The 20,200-nt window shown below is 67.0% G+C and carries 17 protein-coding genes; 4 read left to right on the top strand and 13 right to left on the bottom strand.

From position 1 onward, the window contains the following. Positions 1 to 19: 19 nt before the first annotated feature. From AC1RNQ_RS09275 to AC1RNQ_RS09260, 4 genes are all read right to left on the bottom strand, one after another. Positions 20 to 946 carry an acyl-CoA thioesterase gene (locus AC1RNQ_RS09275; protein ID WP_493170710.1) on the bottom strand — a complete coding sequence of 309 codons (927 nt, stop codon included), beginning with the start codon at positions 944 to 946 and terminating at the stop codon, positions 20 to 22. Between the two features lie 40 nt (positions 947 to 986). After that, the gene (nusG, locus tag AC1RNQ_RS09270) at positions 987 to 1,523 is read right to left on the bottom strand and encodes a transcription termination/antitermination protein NusG (RefSeq protein WP_058808268.1); all 537 of its coding nucleotides are present in this window, start codon (positions 1,521 to 1,523) and stop codon (positions 987 to 989) included. 28 nt (positions 1,524 to 1,551) lie between these two features. After that, positions 1,552 to 1,749, bottom strand: a complete 198-nt coding sequence (gene secE / locus AC1RNQ_RS09265) for a preprotein translocase subunit SecE (protein WP_077028836.1) — start codon at positions 1,747 to 1,749, stop codon at positions 1,552 to 1,554. A 184-nt stretch (positions 1,750 to 1,933) separates the two neighbouring features. Next, on the bottom strand, positions 1,934 to 3,244 hold the full coding sequence (locus tag AC1RNQ_RS09260; protein WP_493170709.1) for an MFS transporter: 1,311 nt from the start codon (positions 3,242 to 3,244) through the stop codon (positions 1,934 to 1,936). A gap of 369 nt (positions 3,245 to 3,613) precedes the next feature. Between AC1RNQ_RS09260 and AC1RNQ_RS09255 the strand changes: the two genes are divergently transcribed. Continuing rightward, complete coding sequence (locus AC1RNQ_RS09255; RefSeq protein WP_493170707.1) at positions 3,614 to 5,263, top strand: alkaline phosphatase family protein; 1,650 nt, start codon at positions 3,614 to 3,616, stop codon at positions 5,261 to 5,263. Between the two features lie 80 nt (positions 5,264 to 5,343). Here AC1RNQ_RS09255 and AC1RNQ_RS09250 read toward each other — a convergent pair whose 3' ends face one another. Beyond that, positions 5,344 to 5,532, bottom strand: coding sequence for a hypothetical protein (locus tag AC1RNQ_RS09250; RefSeq protein WP_493170706.1), 189 nt, complete (start codon positions 5,530 to 5,532; stop codon positions 5,344 to 5,346). 179 nt (positions 5,533 to 5,711) lie between these two features. On the opposite strand from AC1RNQ_RS09250, the gene AC1RNQ_RS09245 reads away from it, so the two are divergent. Further along, complete coding sequence (locus AC1RNQ_RS09245; protein WP_493170704.1) at positions 5,712 to 6,983, top strand: FAD-dependent oxidoreductase; 1,272 nt, start codon at positions 5,712 to 5,714, stop codon at positions 6,981 to 6,983. A 23-nt stretch (positions 6,984 to 7,006) separates the two neighbouring features. After that, complete coding sequence (locus AC1RNQ_RS09240; RefSeq protein ID WP_493170702.1) at positions 7,007 to 7,876, top strand: alpha/beta hydrolase; 870 nt, start codon at positions 7,007 to 7,009, stop codon at positions 7,874 to 7,876. 22 nt (positions 7,877 to 7,898) lie between these two features. On the opposite strand, the gene AC1RNQ_RS09235 is transcribed toward AC1RNQ_RS09240, so the two are convergent. Further along, a complete protein-coding gene (locus tag AC1RNQ_RS09235; protein WP_493170701.1) occupies positions 7,899 to 9,239 on the bottom strand; it encodes a metal-dependent hydrolase family protein in 1,341 nt (446 codons plus the stop codon). A 103-nt stretch (positions 9,240 to 9,342) separates the two neighbouring features. Continuing rightward, positions 9,343 to 9,822, bottom strand: a complete 480-nt coding sequence (locus tag AC1RNQ_RS09230) for a hypothetical protein (RefSeq protein WP_493170700.1) — start codon at positions 9,820 to 9,822, stop codon at positions 9,343 to 9,345. 199 nt (positions 9,823 to 10,021) lie between these two features. On the opposite strand from AC1RNQ_RS09230, the gene AC1RNQ_RS09225 reads away from it, so the two are divergent. Next, positions 10,022 to 10,489 carry a cupin domain-containing protein gene (locus tag AC1RNQ_RS09225; protein WP_493170698.1) on the top strand — a complete coding sequence of 156 codons (468 nt, stop codon included), beginning with the start codon at positions 10,022 to 10,024 and terminating at the stop codon, positions 10,487 to 10,489. Between the two features lie 7 nt (positions 10,490 to 10,496). Here the strand turns inward: AC1RNQ_RS09225 and AC1RNQ_RS09220 are convergent, their stop codons facing one another. From AC1RNQ_RS09220 to AC1RNQ_RS09195, 6 genes are all read right to left on the bottom strand, one after another. Then, positions 10,497 to 12,701, bottom strand: coding sequence for a M20/M25/M40 family metallo-hydrolase (locus tag AC1RNQ_RS09220; RefSeq protein ID WP_493170697.1), 2,205 nt, complete (start codon positions 12,699 to 12,701; stop codon positions 10,497 to 10,499). An 86-nt stretch (positions 12,702 to 12,787) separates the two neighbouring features. Then, a complete protein-coding gene (locus AC1RNQ_RS09215) occupies positions 12,788 to 14,098 on the bottom strand; it encodes an MFS transporter (RefSeq protein ID WP_493170696.1) in 1,311 nt (436 codons plus the stop codon). Between the two features lie 69 nt (positions 14,099 to 14,167). Continuing rightward, positions 14,168 to 14,929, bottom strand: coding sequence for an IclR family transcriptional regulator (locus AC1RNQ_RS09210; RefSeq protein ID WP_493170694.1), 762 nt, complete (start codon positions 14,927 to 14,929; stop codon positions 14,168 to 14,170). A 57-nt stretch (positions 14,930 to 14,986) separates the two neighbouring features. Further along, positions 14,987 to 15,751: an SDR family NAD(P)-dependent oxidoreductase gene (locus tag AC1RNQ_RS09205; RefSeq protein WP_493170692.1), complete on the bottom strand. Its 765-nt coding sequence runs from the start codon at positions 15,749 to 15,751 to the stop codon at positions 14,987 to 14,989. Positions 15,752 to 15,760: 9 nt separating this feature from the next. After that, positions 15,761 to 17,242, bottom strand: a complete 1,482-nt coding sequence (locus AC1RNQ_RS09200) for an aldehyde dehydrogenase (protein ID WP_493170690.1) — start codon at positions 17,240 to 17,242, stop codon at positions 15,761 to 15,763. 132 nt (positions 17,243 to 17,374) lie between these two features. Next, on the bottom strand, positions 17,375 to 20,071 hold the full coding sequence (locus AC1RNQ_RS09195) for a helix-turn-helix transcriptional regulator (RefSeq protein WP_493170688.1): 2,697 nt from the start codon (positions 20,069 to 20,071) through the stop codon (positions 17,375 to 17,377). Positions 20,072 to 20,200 lie beyond the last annotated feature (129 nt).

Genomic DNA, 20,200 nt, shown 5'->3' with positions numbered 1-20,200 from the left:
CACGCGAAAGCAAGGCGTCTCAGCCCTGCGGCGCCAGTCGCAGCAGCCCTTCCTGCACCGCCGAGGCGATGAGTGTGCCATCCTGGCGATAGATCGAGCCGCGGTTGATGCCGCGGCTGCCGCCGGTCCAGTCGCTGTCCATCACATAGACGAACCATTCGTCGACGCGGATATCGTCATGGAACCACATCGCATGGTCGAGGCTGGTCGAGAACAGCCCGGGGGTCATGAAGTTGAGCCCGTGCGGGAGCATAGCCGAGGACAAGAGCCCCATGTCGGACGCGAAGGCGAGGAAACCCCGGTGAACGAGCGGGTCGTCGCCGATCGGCGCGGCGACGCGGAACCATTGATAATGCTGCGTCGCCTTCGCCGAAGCGGGCGGGCGATGGTTGCGCAGCTCGAACGGGCGGCGGCGCGCCATATGGAAGAAAGTCTCTTCGGACACATTGGGGTCGGCGGCGATCGTCTCGAGGAAGTCGCGGCATTGCTCGGGCGGCAACAGGTCGGGCATCGGCACCTGATGCGCGAGGCCGGGGGTCGGCAGCTGGAACGAGGCGGTGAGGTTGAAGATCACCTTGCCGTCCTGGCGCACGACGACGCGGCGGTTGGCGAAGCTGCGCCCGTCGAAATCGCGGTGGACGCGGAAATGCAGCGGCTTGGTCTCGTCGCCGCCGCGCAGGAAATAGGCGTGGAGCGAATGGACCTGCTTGCCCGGATCGACGGTGCGCGCCGCAGCGACCATCGCCTGCGCGATGACCTGGCCGCCGAAGATGCGGTCGCGCGCGGTGGTGGCGAGCGCGGGAAAGGCGAACTCGTCGGGCTCGCCCGCGGGTTCGAGGTCGAACAGCCGCGCGACCGCCGCGACGACCGGGCCGGCATCGACGCTGGCGTTGATCGCGCGGGCGCGTTCGATGCGGGCCTGAATCTGCTCGGGACTCAGGCTCATATAATCACCCGCAACTGATGGGAGAGGACGGCGCAGGCCGTCACTTCATCCGCTCGACCTGCTCGAAGTCCAGCTCGACCGGGGTCGCGCGACCGAAGATCGACACGCTGACCTTGACGCGCGCCTTGTCGAAATCGAGTTCCTCGACGAGGCCGTTGAAGCTCGCGAACGGACCCTCGAGCACCTTGACCTGGTCGCCGATTTCGTAATCGACGCGGATCTCGGTCTTCGGACGCGCCGCGGCCTCTTCCTTGCTGTTCAGGATGCGTGCGGCCTCGGCCTCGCTGATCGCCTGCGGCTTGCCCATCGAGCCCAGGAAGCCCGTGACCTTCGGTGTATTCTTGACGAGGTGATAGACGTCGTCGGTCATCGTCAGCTTGGCGAGCACGTAACCGGGGAAGAATTTCCGTTCGGCCTGCACCTTCTTGCCGCGCTTGACCTCGGTCACCGTCTCGACCGGAACCTCGACCGATTCGACGAGCTGCGACAGGCCCATGCGTTCGGCCTCGGCGATCACCGAATCGCGAACCTTGTTCTCGAAGCCCGAATAGGCGTGAATGATGTACCAGCGCGCCATCTTGTCCTGTTCCTGTTAGTGGCGCGGCTTAGCGCGCGAGCGACGTCAGCCAGGTGACGACCGCGTTGAAGACCGAATCGACGCCGAGGAAGAAGAAGGCAAGGATCGTGGTCATGATCAGCACCAGGATCGTCGTCTGCACCGTTTCGCGGCCCGTGGGCCACACGATCTTGCGCGCTTCATCCTTCACCTGATTGATGAATTGGCCGGGGCTGGTCTTCGCCATGATCCTGCTGTCCTCGTAAGCGTCAATAATATCCGGCCAGATGGGTCGCCGCCCGCCGCGCGTCAAGCGCGCTTCAGGCAATAGTCCGCCCACCCTTGCCGAGCATGCCGGCCAAAGGCGGAAGGAAAACGGCGCATCTGTCCGAATGGAGCGGCCTTTACCGGTGCCTGTGTGCGATTGCAAGTCATAGGCTGGACGCGCGGTGCGGCATGTGGCGGCGCATCAAGAGGAGCAGGCCGATCATCAGCGCCCAGGCCGCGCTCGGCTGGAGCGCGAAGAGCAGGTGGAGTTCGCGCGCCGCAGCCGCCCCGTCCTTCGGATCGAAGCCGACGATGTCGAGCAGCGTGTAGCTGACCGCGATCGCGGCGGCGACGCCGAATTTCTGCATCAGGTTGAGCAGCGCGAAGAGAAAGGCCGAACGGCTGCGCCCGCAGCGCGCGGCGTCGCGCGGGATCAGGTCGGCGAGCATCGACTGGGTGAAGAGCAGCCCGACGAAGCCCGTGCCGAGCAGCAGCGAAAAGCCCGTCGCCTGTGTGAGCCCGCGCGGCTCCTGCGCCAGCGTCGCGAGCAACAGCGTCGCGATCAGCAGCCCCATCGCGATCATCGTCCGCGGCTTGCCGAAGCGGCGCGCGAGCAAGGTCCACAGCGGCGAGGCGATCGCGCCGCCGATGAAGCTGGCAAAGAGCAGCACCGCGCTCTGCCCGTCGAGCCCGAGCACCGCGGCGGCGAAGAAGACGAAGAGCGAGGTCAGCGAACCGAAGGCGAAGCTGTTGAGGAACTGCACCCCGAACAGCAGCATCAGCGGCGGGAAACCGAGCGAGGCGCGGATCTCGTGGCGCCAGCCGATGCCGGGTTCGGCGATCACCGCGCGCGGCGGCACGCGCGCGATGGCGATCAATGCCACGGGCGCCATGATCAGGAAGATGGCAGCATAGGCGAGGATGCGGCCCTGCAGGTCGAGCCCGGGGATCAGCAATTGCGCCGCGGCGGGGGCGGCGAAAGCGACGAGCAGCGCGATCTTCGCGAACCAGTCGCGCATGCCATAGAGCAAGGCGCTGTCGGCGGGCGAGCGCACGAGTGCGGCGCCCCACGACAATTGTGCGACTTCGTAGAGGCTGAAGCTCGAGTAGAAGAGCACCATCACGAGGAAGAGCGCCGCGAACGCCAGGCTGTCGCCAACGGTGACGACCGTCAGCAGCAATAGCGCGAGCGGCACCAGCGCCATCAGCATCCAGCGCCGGTGCGCGCCGAGCCCGGTACGGACGCGGTCGATCATCGTGCCGATCAGCGGGTCGACGACGCCGTCCCAGATGGTGGTGAGCGAAAAGAGCAGCCCGACGAGGCCCACCGCGATCACGCCGCCTTCGGCGATATAGGGCGGGAGGTAGACGCTGAACGGCAAGCCGAGGATCGCGGTGGGGCCGGCGGTCGCGGCGAAGGCGGCGACGGTGTTGGGGCGGAGGGTGGTGTCGTCGGTGCCCGCCGCGGCGGGCATGGAGTCGGCGGGCGCCGTTGAAGCTTGCTGCTCTGCCACGTCGCCTTGTCTCCGATCCGAGGCGGGGAGAGTTTCAGCAATTGACATGGGTGTCAACAGATGAGGCGGCGGGTTTTGGGCGGAACGCGACGTTCGCGCAAACCACCTCCGTCACCCCGGGCTTGACCCGGGGCCTGCCTTTTCTTTCATCAGACGTCGGAAGAAGGAAGGCGGGTCCCGGGTCAAGCCCGGGATGACGATTAAACAGGCGGCAGCTCCCCACCTCAAACCGTCGCTCAAATATCGCCCAAATAGCCTTCAACCACCCTTCCCCATTCGCCGCCGCAAGCGCAATGTCCGCGCCACTTCGACTCCCGGGGGAACTCGACCATGTCCGACGTCGCCAAGGCCGCGATCACCAATATCTTCGTGCTGATGCTGGAGAATCATTCGTTCGATCAGATGCTCGGGCGATCGGGCCTGCCCGGACTGAAGATCGCGCCGCCGGATGCTTCGAACAGCTACAACGGCAAATCCTATCCCCTGTTCAGCCCCGCGCCCTGGTCGATGACGACCGATCCAGGGCATGAATTCCCCGACGTGCTACAGCAATTATGCGGCGCCGCGGCCGCGGCCGCCTATCTGGAGAAATGCGACAAGGGGACGAAGAAGGACCCGCACCCCGTCGATTGCAGCCAGTGCCATTATCCTGCGATCGACCTCAGCGGCTTCGTCAGCAGCTATGCAACCTCGACCAGCGAGGCGACGGGGACGCCCGAGCCCGCGCATTATGGCGACATCATGGGCTGCTTCGACACGGCTGCACAATTGCCCGTAATCTACCGGCTCGCGCAGGAGTTCGCGGTGTGCGACGCGTGGCACAGCTCGCTGCCGGGACCGACCTGGCCCAACCGCTTCTTCGTCCATGGCGGATCGTCGGCGGGGATGGACGTCAGCCCCGAGATGAACAGCGAACTGCCGTGGGAGACGCTGCGCGGGTTCGAATATGAAAATGGCTCGATCTTCGACGCGCTGAAGGCGGCGGGACACCGCTTCCGGCTGTATCAGGACAAGACAAACGCGTTCAGCGACAAGCCTTCGCCCTGGTGGCAGGGCGGCTGGATCTCGCAGGTCGCGTCGCTGAAGGGGCTGAGCCTCGCCGACATCTGGTCCTTGGGCTGGTTCAAGGGCGACGTGCACGCGCGGCGCGCCGACGGCAGCGCGGCCTATGCCGAGATTCCCTATACCTTCATCGAACCCAATTTCGGCGCGAGCTTCTTTTCGAAGCAGCACGACCCCGACGGGCAGAGCTTCGACGGGCCGCGCTACGCCGGCGGATCATCGCAGCATCCCGAGGATGACTGCTACGGCGGCGAGGCGCTGATCAAATTTGTCTATGAGACCGTGTTCGGACCCGCGTCGCCGATCCGCGACACCAGCCTGCTGATCGTCACCTATGACGAGCATGGCGGCTTCTACGACAGCGTTGCGCCCGGATGCGCGGTGCCGCCGGGCGACAGGGCGCCCACCGGGCAGGAGTATCTCAATCGCTATTGCTTCGATTTCAGCCGCTACGGCGTGCGCGTGCCCGCGGTGATCGTGTCGCCCTGGGTGCCCAGGGGCAAGGTCGACCCGACGCTTTACGACCACACGTCGATCCTCGCGACTTTGCGCACCAAGCTGGGGCTGAAGCATTTGACCGCGCGCGACCGGCAGGCGAACGACCTGTGGGATTTGCTGAGCGAGCCCGCGCCGCGCACCGACATCCCGGCGGTGCTGCCCGATCCGGTGAAGCCGCCCGCGCGCAAAGCCGCCGCGGACACGCCGCCCGACGACCTGCCGCTGCCGCGTTCGGGCAACATGATCGGCTTCCTGCACGTGCTGCTGAAGGCCGAGATCGAGTTGGCCGAGAAGAGCGGCGCGCGCGCGATCGCCGACATCGTCGCCGATTTCCACAAGATGACGACGCACGCGCATGCGAGCGCCTATGTCGCGAAGATGAAGGCGATGCTGGACGCGCTCGTTGAAGAATCACCCTAGCCCTGAGCCTGTCGAAAGGCGTTTCACTGGGAAGCGCCCTTCGACAGGCTCCGGGCTAGGGTTTGGTTTGCACAACCGACCTAGGCGGGCGAGGACAGCTTCATCAGCACCAGCCCCGCGACGATCAGCAGCGGCATGCGATCATCCGACCCCATCGCGGGATCAACGCGGGTCGAGCGGCTCGTCGCCGGCATTGTCCAATCGCAGCTCAGCCACATCCATTCCAGGGCGGGGTTCAGCAGCGAGGCCATGCCGATATCTTTGTTCATCGACGATTTGCTGGAAACGAGTCCGCCGACCTGGACGGCAACCGCGTAACGCTCTCGCCTCACCCGCTGCCGCTTACCCGAAATGCCCCGCCCATTACCTCTTGCCATTCTGGCGAGCGGGCCATCGGGATGTTTCTATTCGCGGGGCGCGGCGGCTGGCCGAGCGCAGGGAGGGACGAATGGCGAAAGACGAGACAGGGGTGCCGCAGGACCCTGCCGCCGCGCAATTGTCGCGCCGCCATATGCTGGGGGGATTGGCGGCGGCCGCCGCCGCGACGAGCACAGTGCATCCCGCGCCGGCGCGCGCCAAATCCCGGTCGGGATGGGACATCATCATCGTGGGTGCCGGCGTTTTCGGGAGCTGGACCGCGTGGAATCTCCAGCGGCAAGGACACAAGGTGCTCCTGCTCGACGCGTGGGGGCCGGCCCATAGTCGAGCCTCTTCGGGCGGCGAGACGCGGCTTATCCGGACCGAATATGCCGGCAACGCGCTCTACACGCGCTGGGCCTGGACCTCGCTCGCCGAATGGCAGGCGCTGTCGCGGCGGCACGAGAGCCCGATCTTTCACGCGACGGGCGCGCTTTATATCTATCCGGAGGACAATGCGACGATCGATCAGAGCATCGCGCTGCAGCGCGGGTTCGGCATTCCGATCGACAAACTCACCCCCCCGCAAATGGCCAGCCGCTGGCCGCAGATGAATTTCGACGGCATCGCGGTCGGGGTGATGCAGCCGACGATGGGCGCGCTGATGGCGCGTCGCAGCGTGCAAAATCTGGTCGCGGAATTCGTCGCGGCGGGGGGCGTTTACCGGCAGCTTGCCATCGATCCGCCGCGTTCGACCAAATCGGCGCTTTCGTCGATCGAGGGCAATGGTGAAAGATTGAGCGCGGGCCGCTTCATCTTCGCCTGCGGCCCCTGGCTGCCCAAGCTGTTTCCCGACGTCATCGGGGGCCGGATCGTGCCGACGCGGCAGGAGGTCTTTTATTTTGCGCCCGAGCCCGGCGACGACCGCTTCGCCGCACCGCATATGCCCGCCTGGGTCGATGCGGGCGATCCCGACCTGCATTATGGCTTTCCCGATATCGAGGCGCGCGGCTTCAAGATCGCGCTCGACGGCCATGGCCCCAAATATGATCCTGACGGGATGGACCGGCGGACCACAGATCAAGGGCTGGCCGATGTGCGCACCTACCTTGCCAAACGCTTCCCCGCCCTCGCCAAGCGCCCGCTCGCGGCGTCCGAGGTCTGCCAGTATGAGAATAGCGACAACGGCCACATGCTGATCGACCGGCATCCGATATGGAGCAATTGCTGGATCGTCGGAGGCGGCACCGGCCATGGCTTCAAGCATGGTCCGGCGGTCGGTCGCTATGTCGCGGAGCAGGTGCTCGGGACGGGCAAGGCCGAACCCGATTTCACGCTCGCCGCGCACAAGGTTCACGGCTAGATAAGCCAGCCGGGAGGACGAATATGATGCGTGCGTGGACGATGTCGGCGGCGGTGTTCGCCATGGCTTTCACCCTGTCCTTTGCGCCCGCGCGGGCGCAATCAGCCGGTCCCGCCTATGCCATGCCCTCGACCGAGATGTTCGAGACCAAGTCCGACGAGGGCGAGACCTATCGCATCTTCATTTCCTATCCGAAAGGCGACCCGCCCGCGGGGGGCTACCCCGTCCTCTATGTGGTCGACGGCAACGCCTATTTCGCCTCCTTCGCCGAGACACGGCGGCTGCTCGAATATGCCGAGAAGGGCCAAGCGCTGGTGGTCGGGGTCGGCTATCCGACCGACGAGGCCTATCATTCGCGCCGGACCGCCGACTTCCTGTTTCCGGTGCCGACCGTCAGTCCGCCCGCGCAGGCCAAATCGCAACCGAACGCGACCAACACCGGCCGCGACAAATTCCTCGATTTCCTGACCGGCAAGCTCAGGACCGAAATCGGCAAGCGCTACAAGATCGACCCCGACCGCCAATCGCTGTTCGGTCACAGCTTCGGCGGATTGTTTGCGCTCCACGCCCTCTATGCGCGTCCCGACGCCTTTCAGTCGATCGTCGCGGCCAGCCCCTCGCTCGAATGGAATGTGCAGGACATGCTGCGCGAGGAGCGCGCCTTCGCCGCCAAGCTTGCGGGCGGCAAGATTGGCAGGACCAGTCGCCTCATGCTCGTCGTCGGCGATCAGGACAGCGACGATGACCCCGAGCCCGCGCGCGCGCTCGCCGTGCGCCTCGAACCGCTGTCCGCCTATGGGCTCAGCACGCGCTATCGCCTGTACAACGACGAAATCCACATCACCGTGCCGGCCCGCGCGGTGACCGACACGTTGCGCTTCGCCTTCCGATAGGTCGGCGACGCGCTGCCGCCGGTCAGGCCGGCATCAAATTCTTGTGGATGACCCCGTCCTTGACGATCAGCAGCAGGTTGCGCTCATGGTCTTCGAGCAGCCGCAGGTCATCGAGCGGGTTGCCGCGCACCAGGATCAGGTCGGCCCAGGCGCCTTCCCGAACGACGCCGAGCGCCGCCTGAAGATAGGGGTTGCGCCGGCCGCTCCTGGCAAAAAGCTCGCAATTGCCCGATGTCGCGATGCGCAGCACCTCGGCATTCGAATAGATTGCGCCGAAGCGCGGCAGCATCGCATTCTCGGTCCGCAACGTGCGCGTGCGCGAAAACAGGTCGGTGCCGAAAGCGACCTTCACGCCATGTTTCTTCGCCAGCCGCACGGCCGCCTGCCAACCGCCGCCGCCGAGCGACTCGGCGGCCTTCGCCTGCTGCTCCTCGGTCAGGATATTGTCACCCGCCTCGAAGGGCTGGATCGAGAGCCACGCCCCTTTTTCGGCGATCAGCGCCGCGGTGCGGTCGTCGATCGCATGGCCATGCTCGATCGACAGCACCCCTGCCTCGAGGCAGCGGCGCACCCCCGCCGGCGTATAGGCATGCGCGCAGGCGTAGGTGCCCCAGTCGGTCGCCGCCTGCACGATCGCGCGCATTTCATCGAGCGTATATTGGACCGTGTCGATCGGGTCGTGATCCGATGTCACGCCGCCGCCGGCCATGATCTTGATCTGCGACGCGCCGCGCTTGAGCTGTTCGCGCGTCGCCGCCAGCACTTCGGGGACCCCGTTCGCGACCGCGGTCATGCCCTTTTGCTGGCGGACCGAAGGCCGGCCGCCGAGCGCGGTCGGAAGCTCGCCGACCGGTTCGGGATCGCCATGCCCCGATGTCTGCGAGATCGCCGCGCCGCTTGGATAACAGCGCGGTCCCGGCATCACGCCGCGATCGATCGCGGTCTTGATCCCGAAGATCGCGCCGGCGGTGTCGCGCACCGTGGTGAACCCGCGCATCAGCTGATATTCGGCGTCCTTGAAGATCATCGCGATATGCGTGGCGTCGTCCGACCCCATCCATGGCACACCGCGGACCGCCGCCATGTGCCAGTGCGCGTCGGTCAATCCGGGCATCAGCGTCTGCCCCGCGCCGTCGACGATCGTCGCGCCGGCCGGCACCGGGATATCGCCGGACGAGACCGCGTCGATGCGGTGGCCGCTGATCCGGACGTTGCGCGGCTGGCGGCCGCTGCCGGTGCCGTCGAACAGCTGGACGCCCTGGATCAGGATCGTCGCCGGCGGCTCGTCCGCCGCCGCGGCCGCCGCGAGCGGCGCCAGTCCCAGACCGGCGAGGACCGCCCGGCGCGTCGGATGCAAGCTCATTCGTCCTCCGCCATTCGATCGGCCCTCATCGGCGTCCTGCGAGCAGAAGATGCCAGACGCGGCCAAGCCTCAACCGCCAGATCGGCCAGCGCGAAGGGACCAATTATTTGCCGCGCTTCTTTTCGGCGCGCTGGCGGTCGATCTCGGCCACCCAATCGTCGGCGGTCATCGGTCCCGTCGCCTCGAAATGCACATGGTCGGCCATCCACTCGCGGATGCCGACGAAATAGAGCGCGCCGGTCGGCAGGCCCATTTCCTTGACCTTCGCCGCCATCGCCGCTTCCTGCGCCGCCGTGGGTTTGGGCCGCGCGGGCTTGTAGAGGAGGATATCCCAGCCTTCACCGCCGGCATGCAGGAACAGCTGCGTCGGCGGCTGGCCGCCCGCGATGCTGACCTTGTCCCACTTCGCCATGTCGCGGATGAAGGCCTCGGTCTGGCCCGGCGCCATACGGAACATCTCGAACACCGGGGTCGTCATTTCAACGGCCGCCTCGGCGCCGGCAGCATCGGGCGCCTTCTCCTTTGCCGCAGCGGGCATGGCGAGCGTGAATGCGAACAATGCAAAAGTCAGGCTGCGCAGCATCGGGTCCTCCCATCCTCTGATGCCCAAGCCTGCCCCGCCGCCGCCCACGCGGCAAGGCGCGAGGCGGGTGGCGGCGCGGCCAGATGGGTAAAGCCGGACCGCCTCGCGCAAGGAGTCGCGACCGCTCCTTACCCGTTTTGTCCGACATTACCCCTTTTCCGCCGTTCAAGCCGGCGCGCGCGCATTCTATCGATAGTCGATGGACGATATCAGCCGACGCAACATCCTCGCCGCCGCCGCGATCGGTGCGCTCGTCTCGCCGGCGGCTGCGACGGCGCGCCAACCGCGCTACAAGTTCGAAGGCGGGTCGGAAGGCTTCAACCGCTTCCATGCGGTGCACGAGGGGCTGGGCTCGATCGACGTGCGACTGTTCGACTTCGGCGGCGCAGCGGCGCCCGCCAATTTCCTGATCTACGACATTCCGGTCGGCGCCAGCGAAGGCGTCCATCTCCACAACCTCACCGACCCCGAACTCGGCCCTTATGAGGAATATTATTATATCATCGAAGGGCGCGGGCGGATGACGATCGACGGCGAGCAGATCCTCGTCACCGCGGGCGACCATGTCTTCGCGCCGCTCGACTGCTGGCGCGGCATCGAGAATATCGACGACCAGCACCACCTCAAGGTCTTCCTCACCTATATCGACCGGTCGGCGAAAGCCTGAACTGCCCCTAGCCGCCCGCCGACTTAAGCGGCAGTTTCAGGGGGCGGATCAGGACTTGCCGGTCGCCGACATGGACCGGCTGCGCCGCCGCGGGACGCTGCGACACCAGGCGCTGCGCCGCCTCCCCTGCCCCGTAACGCGTCCGCCGCCAGCTGATATCGGGCAGCTCCGCCTTGGGGGACAGCTCCAGCTCGATCTCGAGCCGCCGGCACGAACGACCGGTGCAGCCGATATAGACGGGAACGCCCCGCACCTTCGGGCGCGCGCCGTTGACGACGATGTGCCGGATCGCCTTGCCTTCCTTAATATGGAATTCCTGCCGGTCCGCCTGCGGCGCCTCCGCCGCGAGACGGATCGTGCGGCGATCGCCCGCCGTCACGTCCGACACGATCTCGATCTTTCCGGCATCGGCCAGCCGCGGCGCGTCGGCCCGCCAGTTGCCCTTGTCGTCGGTGGTCTTGTCGAATGCCGCCACCGCACGCATCGCCGAAGGCAGCGGTCCGTTGTCCTCGATCAGGAAGCGCGCCTTGCCATTGTCGTCCTCGTGCACGACGTTCAGGTGGCGCGGCGCCTCGCGGGTGTAGGCCGGCACGATCAGCGCGGCGGCGAACGACGCGGCCATGACGACGGCACACAGCGCCGGCGCCAGCCTCGCGCGAAGCATGCTGCCGGGCATGAAGAGGAGGAACATGAAGACCAGCAGCATGGTCGCCGGCGCCGCATTTTCGATGAACAGCCCCTCTTCCAGCCCGCCGGCGAGCGGCAGGACGATCAGCAGGAACAGGATCGCGGCGCACAGCAGCAGCGGCAACACGCCCCGCCGCGCCGCGGCGATCCGCGAGGCCACCGCGGCGGCGATCACGAACGGCATCGGCCATATAGCGAGGATCGCGAGGCCGGGCACGAAGGCAAAGGCCGCGAGGATCGGGGCGCCGAGCCAGAACCAGGCGGCGGCCACGCCGCGAACGCGGCTTTCCTCGCGCAAGAGCGCCAGCACCAGCGATGCGCCCGCGAGCGCCGCCGAGGCATAGAGCAGGCGAAAGGCGGCCGGATGGGCGGTCCCGAAGGCCGCCTCGGGCCGCAGCACCGCGACCAGCACCGCTGCGCCGATCGCAAGTGCGGTCCCCGCGGCGACCGCGAGCAACGGCGTGAAAGCGCTCCGAACGCGCCTGGTGTCACCCTCGCGCCAGAAGAGAAAAGCGGCCGCGGCGAGACCGGCGACAAGGATGATCGCGGCCACCAATTGGGGAACGACCAGCAGCAGCTTGCGACCGACATCGGTATAGACGCGCTTCCCCTCGGCATCCTTGGGGCGGTCGGCCGCAAAGCCGGTTACCGCCGTGAATGTGCTGGCGCCCATATGGCGCACCGAATTCCGGTCAAGATGGACGAGATTGTCGAGCGGCGTGTGATAGCGCTTGCCGCCGCCGATGATCGAATAATTGCCCGCGTCGATGCCGAGCGGCAGCAGCATCGTGAGATCGGTATCGTTCGGCAGCAATTCGTAGAAGTCGGTCGCGAGCGAATTGGCCGAGGGCAGCGGGCCGTCCTCGATCGCCGCGATATCACGCGCGTTCGGGCTGCTCGTCTGGAACATGTTGACCCCGCCGGTCGTCCCGCGCGCCTCCATATTGACCACCGCGCCCACCCGCCTGGCCAGCGGGTCGTGCGCCGCGAACGCCGCGGCGCCGACGAGCCCCGCTTCCTCGGCATCGGTCAGCAGCACCAGCACCGGACGCGCGAGCCGTTCGCCCTTGAGCCGATGCGCAACCTCGAGCGCGACCGCGACGCCGATGCCGTCGTCGGCGGCACCCGGACCCGCCGGGACCGAGTCATAATGCGCCGCGATCATCACGGCATCGTCGCCCGGCGGGGTCACCCAGAAGGCGATGTTGCGCGGCCGCGCGCAGATCGCCGCGCCCTCGCGAATGTCGTTGCAATGAAAGCGCTCGCGGATCTCGGGCACGAAACCGGCCTGCCGGATTGCGGCCAGAAGCCGCGCCTCGACCGCGTCATTGGCGTCGCTGTCGGTCGGATGCGCCCGTTCGTCGCCCAAAATCGTGGCCAGGCGTGCCACCGCCCGATCGGCGTCGAAGGCGGTCTCCAGCGTCTGCGGCGCATCGACGCCAAACGGCCGGGTCGTCCACAGCACAAGCAGGACAAGGGCTACGGCGACGCCCCACCAGTCTCTTGCCCCGCTCAATCGCGCCATCCGCTCCGTCCCCCGCATATGTCCATTCGCGGTGCGATCATGCCCGCCATCGCCCGCCGGTCAAAGGGAAAGCGGGCCGCATATGCTCAAACGCCCCGGGTTCGCTCGCGCGGCAGCAACAGGATCATCGCCGCCGCCAGAATTCCGCCGAGCCCCATGACCAGCGATACGAGGAGCAAGCTGCCGCCGCTCGCAAAGAGCGCACCCGCCACGACCGGCCCGAGCGCCGAACCGCCGCGGCCGATCCCGATGACGAAGCCGGTGCCGCTGGCGCGCAGCGATGCAGGGTAGGTCTGCGCGAGCAGCGGGTACATGCCGACCACCCCCGCGTTGATGAAGAAGGCCGCGATCGCGACGGTCACCGACAGACGCGTCAGATCGGCCCCGGCCAGACCGAACAGACCGATCGCGACAAATCCCGCGAGCATCGCCCCGGCCACGAGCGGGCGCAGGTTGAAGCGCTGGCTCGCGAGCCCGATCGCGAGCGCACCGGTGAGGTTGCCGACATTCGCCGCGACGAGCACACCGCCCGCCTGCGACGCGTCGAAACCCAGGTCGACGACGATCTTCGGCACCCATTTCTGGATGTAATAGAAGAACAGGATCTGCGCGAAATAGGCGATCGTCAGCAGGGTCGTGACGCGCGCGAAGCCCGACGCGAAGAGCGACGCGATAGAGGGTTTGAGCGCCCCGGCCGCGGGCGGCGGCAGCGCATCGACCGGCGCGTGGCCGAGCCGGCCGAGCGTCGCATTAACCCGCTCCAGCGCGCCGGACGGGCGGCGCGCGATCAGCGATTCGATCGATTCGGGAAGGAAGAGGACCGCGAGCGGGATCATCGCCGCGCTGGCGATCGCACCGAGCATGAACACCGAGCGCCAGTCGCCCGTTTCGGCGAGCAGCTTCGACGCGAGAAGCCCGCCCAATATCGCTCCGGTCGAATAACCCGCGATGTTGAGCGCGACGTTCAGCCCGCGCCGCTTGTCGTTCGAAAATTCGGCGACCATCGCGCTCGTCGAGGACAGCATGCCGCCGATCCCGATGCCGGTCAGGAAACGGATGACCGACAATGTGACCACGCCATCGGCGCGGGTCGCGGCGAACATGCCGAGCGCCATCAGCCCGAGGCAGGCAAGGATCGTCGGTCGCCGCCCGGCGCGGTCGGCGACATTGCCGATCAGCACCGACCCCGCCGCCATGCCGAGCAATTCCATCGACAGCACGATGCCGAGCGTTGCCTTGTCGACCCCCCATTCCGCGGCGATGCCGGGCGCCGCGAAGCTGATCGCCAGCACGTCGAAACCGTCGAGCGCGTTGAGCGCGATGCAGAGCGCGACCACCACGAGCTGAAGCCGGCGCATCGGCGCGCCGGCGATGACGGCTCTCGGATCCTCGTTCATGTCACGGCTCTCCCGCCGGGCGCGTGCCGCGTGGCCGCTCCGGTCCTTGTCGTGGGGGCGGGCGACCGCCTATTTCAGCTTGGCAAGATGTTTCGCGGCGATCGCCGCCATGTCGGGCCGCCGTTCGAGGCAGCGCGAGACCGGCCCCACGACGACCACCGAAAGCAACCGATCGCCGCCGGGCAGCGGCAGCGCGATACCCGCCAGATCGGGGGTATATTCGATATTGCTCTGATGCCAGCCCATCGCCGCGGCCTCGTCCAGCCGCGCCTCGACCGCTTCCGCACTCGCGGGCGTCGTCGGCGAATAGCGGACAAAATCGATCTTGCGGTACAGCCGGCCGCGTTCCTCGCGCGGCATTTGCGCGAGCAGAGCGCGCCCCGCCGACGTCGCGTGAATCGGGACGCGGTCGCCGACCTGCGCAAAATAGCGCACCGGTTGCTGCGATTCGACGACGTCGACGAAGGTCGCATGCGTTCCGGCGGGCGCGGCGATCGCAACGGTCTCGCCCGTCGCCAGCATCAGGTCGCGCGCGAGGCGATGGAATTTCTCGGGAAGCGGCTCGGCGCGCGTCACCGCTTCGGCCAAAACCAGCCAGCGCGGGCTCGGATAATAGCCGCCGCGCCCGCGCGGTTCGTATAAATAGCCCTTCGAGGCGAGGGTCGACACGATCTTGAAGGTGCTCGACCGCGGCCAGCCCAGATCCCCGGCGATCTCGGCACCGGTCGCAGGCCGCAGCCGTTTCGCGAAATATTCGAGGATTTCGAGCGCGTTCGCCGCCTGCCGCACGATCATGATCTGGTTCGCCTGAAAAAATTTGTGAACCTCCATATGGCCGAAGCGCGCCGCCCGGAAAAGCCGTCCGCATCTCCGGACGCCGGTCCATGCTCAGCGCGCCGTAAAGCCGCCGTCGACCGGCAGCGCGACGCCGGTCACGAAGCTCGCCTCGTCGGACGCGAGCCACAGCGCGGCGTCGGCCACCTCGCCCGGCCGGACGAGCCGGCCCATCGGCACCGCGCCGACGATCTTCGCCTCGTTCGCCGCCGCCTCGGCTAGATCGCCGCTGCGTCCGGTGAAACCGAGCTTCATCGGTGTGTCGGCAAGCCCCGGGCATATGATGTTGACGCGGATATTGTCGGCGGCAAAGGCGAGCGCGAGGCTCTTGCCCAGGCCGACGACGCCCCATTTCGCCGCCGAATAGATCGGGCTCATCATCGAGCCGACGAGGCCAGAGATCGACGCGGTGAAGATGATCGAACCGCCGCCGCGCGCGCGCATGTGCGGCGCGACCTGCCCGGCGCCGAGCGCCGCGGAGGTGACGTTGAGCGCGATCGCCTTGTCATAGGCGGCGATATCGAGATTCTCGACCGAGGCGGGTCCGGGCATGCCGGCATGGGCCCATAATATGTCCACCCCGCCGAGCGCCGCGACGGCTTCGTCGATGCTTCCCTTCGCTCCCTCCGGCGTCGAGAGATCGGCGACGATCGTCGAGACCTTGTCGGCGCCGAAATGCGCGATCAGGTCGTCGAGCGCTTCGCGGCTGATGTCGATGGCCGCGACGCGCGCGCCTTCGCGCACGAAATTTTCGACCCCGGCGCGGCCCATGCCGGAAGCGGCGGCGGTGACGATGGCGAGTTTGCCGTTGAGACGCATGATATTTCCTCAGCTTGCAAAGGGATTGGGAAATTGGCCGGTGGTCGAGACGATCGTCGTCTTGGTCTCGAGAAAGGGATCGAGCCCTTCGAGGCCGTTCTCGCGGCCCCAGCCGCTGGCCTTGACGCCGCCATAGGGGGTCGACCAGCGGATGTAGCGATAGGTGTTGACCCACACCATGCCGGCCTCGATCCGCGCGGCGACGCGGTGCGCGCGCCCGGTGTCGCCCGACCATAGCCCTGCGGCGAGGCCATAGGGGGTCGAATTGGCGATCGCGATCGCCTCTTCCTCGCCCTCGAAAGGGATGATCGCGGCGACCGGACCGAAAATCTCTTCCTGCGCGATCCGCATGCCGGCCGACACGCCCGCGAAGACGGTCGGCTCGACGAAGTAGCCGCCCGCCAAGCCGTCGCGCTCGATCCGCGCGCCGCCGGTCACGAGGTCGGCGCCTTCTTCGCGCCCGATCGCGACATAGGAAAGCGTCTTGTCGAGCTGCTGCCGGTGCGCCTGCGGCCCCATGTGGGTCGCCGGGTCGAGCGGCATGCCGACGCGGACCTGCGCGGCGCGTTCGCGAAAGGCGGTGACGACGCGGTCGTAGATCGGTCGTTCGACGAGCACGCGGCTGCCGAGCGCGCAGCTTTGCCCGCACAATGCCCAGGCCGAGCCGGTGGCGGCGTTGACCGCATTGTCGACATCGGCATCGGCGAAGATGATGTGCGGCGCCTTGCCGCCAAGCTCGAAAGTGCAGCGCGTCAGCGTGTCGGCGCCCGTTTTCAGGATCGTCTTCGCCGTCGCGCCCTCGCCGGTGAAACTGATCTTCGCGACGTCGGGATGCGCGACCAGCGCAGCGCCCGCAACGGGTCCGTCGCCGGGGACGATATTGACGACGCCGGGCGGGAAACCCGCCTCTTCGAACAGATGGGCGAGCGCGAGCGACGAGGCCGGGGTCTGCTCGGCGGGCTTGAGCACCACGGTGCATCCGGCCGCCAGCGCCGGGCCGAGCTTCCAGGCCGCCGCCATCATCGGCACGTTCCACGGCGTGATCGCACCGACCACGCCCACGGGATGCCGCGTCGTGAAGGCGTGGACGCTGTCGTCCATCGGGATCGTGCGGCCACCGAGCTTGTCGGCGAGCGAGGCGAACCAGTGATAATATTGCGCATGGAGGCCGATATCGCCGCGCGATTCGCGGATCGCCCGGCCATTGTCGCGGCTCTCGACCTCGGCAAGCGCATCGACCTGCGTCGCATAGAGATCGGCGAATTTGCGCATCAGCGCCGCGCGCTCCCACGGCGGCATCCGGCGCCAGGGACCGATAAAGGCCTCTTTCGCCGCGGCGACCGCACGATCGATATCGCGGACGCCGCCATAGGCGACATCGCCCCACGGCTGGCCGGTCGAGGGATCGATGCTCGGCCGGACGCCGCCGTCGAGCGGCACGACCCACTCGCCGCCGATGAACAAGCAATCATAGCGAAAGTCGCGCACCATCCTCACCCTTCTCAGTCTCCAATATTGGACATAATTGTCCCTATATGGAAACAAGAGTCAAGATGGCGATATGGGTAAAGGCTGGCCCGAGCGGGCAGCGCGGGTGGGTCGTGCCCGGGCGACCGGGTCCTTCTAGTGCGGCAGCAGATGCGCCGATGTCGGCCCGGCGGGGATGAGCCCGCGCTCGGCGGAGATCCGGACGGCATCGCGGCGCTTGCTGACGCCGATCTTGCGGAACACCGATTTCAGCCGGTATTTCACGGTGTCGGGCGACATGCCGATCAGCCGGGCGATCTCCTTGTTCGAATGGCCCAGGCTCAGATAGAGCAGCACCTCGGCCTCGGCCTCGCTGAACATGCCGAGCACGGTCACATTGTTGCGATAGACGGCGACCGATTTTGCCAGCGATTTCAGGAATTGCGCGCGGAACCGGTCGACCTGGACCTCGGTTTCCTGCGCCTCGTCGAGGCAGGGCTCGACGAACTGCCGCGCCTCGACGAAGGGCCGGACGATATTCTGGAACATCGCGATGCCGACGGCTTCGTCGAAACAGACGCGCCCCTGTTCGATCTCGCCCCGGCGGCGAAGGCTGGCGGCAGCAAGGATGTTGACGTCGATGAGCAGGCGGCCGGCGCCATGTTCTTCGGCCCAGCTGCGCAGCTTGGCCAGTTCCTCCAGTGCCAGATCGACCTCGCCGATCAGCAGGCGCAGCCGCGTCCGGCAGAGGCTGGCGGCGATCGCGACCGGGCGATATTGCGGCGACTCCTCGTGCATCATGTCGGCGAGCGGATCGAGCCCGATGACCGCGGCGGCGGCGAGGACCGCCTGCGTCGGCGAGCCCTGCGAAATCTGCAGCTCGATGCTGCAGATGTCGGCGAGCATTTCGAGCTGGCGCAGCCGCCGCCGTGCCGCGACGCGCCGCGCGCGGGCGATGACGTCGCACGCCTCTTCAAAAGCCCCCTCGCCGGCCAGCGCGCGGGCTTCGGTAAAATAGGCCGCGGCATAGACGTCGACCCAGCCGTCCGACTGTTCCATGTGCGGCAGCGCCCAGGACAGGAGGTCGCGCGCTTCGACGACGAGGTCCTGTTCGAAAAGCAGCTCGGCCTGAAACGCGGCGCAATTGGCGGCGAGATCCGAGCGGCTGCCGAAATTTTCGACGATATTGCCCCACGCCGCCTGCAGGATCGCCTCGGCCTCCTTCGATCGTCCCTGCGCCCGCTTGATTCGCGCTTCGAGAAAGCGCGTGAACAGGTCGCTGTAGAGCGATCCGATCGCGAGATAATGGTCGCGCGCGGCCAGCGTCGGCTGCAGCGCGCGTTCGAGCCAGCCGCCTTCGAAATATTTGGCGCCCAATGTCTCGCTGATGTTCGCGAGCACCAGATGGTCGTTCGCCGGCAGCTTGCGCAGCAGCGCCTCGCGCGCGAGCAGGTCGTCGAAGGTCACCGGCTGGTTTTCATAATCGGTGAGCGTGTCGCCGACGACGCGGACCTCGGTCTTGAGATCGACCGACAGGTCCGACTCGGTGGACTGTGCGAGAAAGAGATCGAATTCGACGCGCGCAGCGCCGAGTTCGCCGACCTTGATCTGCAGATAGACCTGCGCGAGCGCGAGGCGCGGCCGGGCGCGGATCAGCGGAACCGGCAGCTTGGCGAGTCCGCGCACGACGACATCCTGCAGCCCTTGCGGGATCAGCCGCCAGCCGCCGGCCTCTTCGAGGATCGACGCGACCAGCATGTCGTCGCCCGACAGGATCGCGTGGTTGACGGCATCGGCGACCAGCCCGCGCTCGGCGAACCAGCCCGCGATGCGCTTTTGCAGCGAGGCGAATTGCGCGCGGTCGGAGCGTTCGAGGCGGTCGCGCAGATATTCGGCGAACAGCTGGTGATAGCGATATTCGCGGCGCTCCCAGCTGACCGGCGACAGGAAGACGCCCTGTTGCTCGAGGCGTTCGAGGATGATCCAGCCGTCCTGCCGGTCGCAGAGAAGATCGACCATCTCGCCGGTCAGGCGGTCGACGAGCGCGGTGCGCGCCACGATGTCGCGCGTTTCCCGGGGCAGCGTCATCAGCACCTGTTCGGACAGATAGCGCGCCAGATCGCTGCTCGACCCGCAATATTCGTCGATCACCCGTTCGGCGCCGAGCCCGCGCTTGATCGAGAGCGACGCCAGCTGGACGGCGATCGGCCATCCCTCGGTGCGGTCGAGCAATGTTTCGACGTCGAGCGTTTCGAGCGCGCGGTCGGTCCGCGTCAGCAGGCATTCCGTCTCCTGCGCCGAAAAGCGGAGGTCGGCCGGGCCGATCTCGAGCAACTGCTCCTCGGCGGCGAGGATCGACTGGCCGATCCATGGATAGTCGCGCGACGCGAACATGAAATGGCAGTTGGGCGGAGCCAGCCGCACGAGCGATTCGAGAAACTGGCCGACGGGCTCGCTGAAGGCGTGATGCAGATCGTCGAGGATCAGCACCACGGGCGTCGCCTGTTCCGCGAGTTCGTTGATGATCGCCGACAGCGCGGCGCGCGGCGGCAGGTCGCTCGACGCGGCCCTGTCCTCGCGGTCGCGGCGAACCGCGAGCAGCAGATATTTGACGAAGCGCTTGAGATCGCGGTCGTCGCGCTCGAGCGTCAGCCAGGCGACCCGCGCCGCGGCCGGATCGAGGCTGTCGCGCCACTGCGCCAGCAGGCTGGTCTTTCCATATCCGGCGGGTCCGTGAACCAGGGTGAGCCGATGCGTCAACACGCCCTGCAGCCGACCGAGGAGCAAGTCCCGGCGAATCTGATCGCCCATCCACATGGGCGGATCGAACTTCGCGGCGATCAGGTCCTGCATCGGCCTCAACCTCTTACATAAAGTCGTCGGTTTCCGGTCGGAGAGGTTACGGTTCGATGACAGGTCTGACAACTGCCTGAGAAGACTTACCCGTCTTCACCAAAGCCATTACCCGTTCGCGCCCGGTAG

The organism is Sphingopyxis sp. GW821-FHT12F08, assembly GCF_058806755.1.
This window is presented reverse-complemented; position numbering and strand designations above follow the sequence as displayed.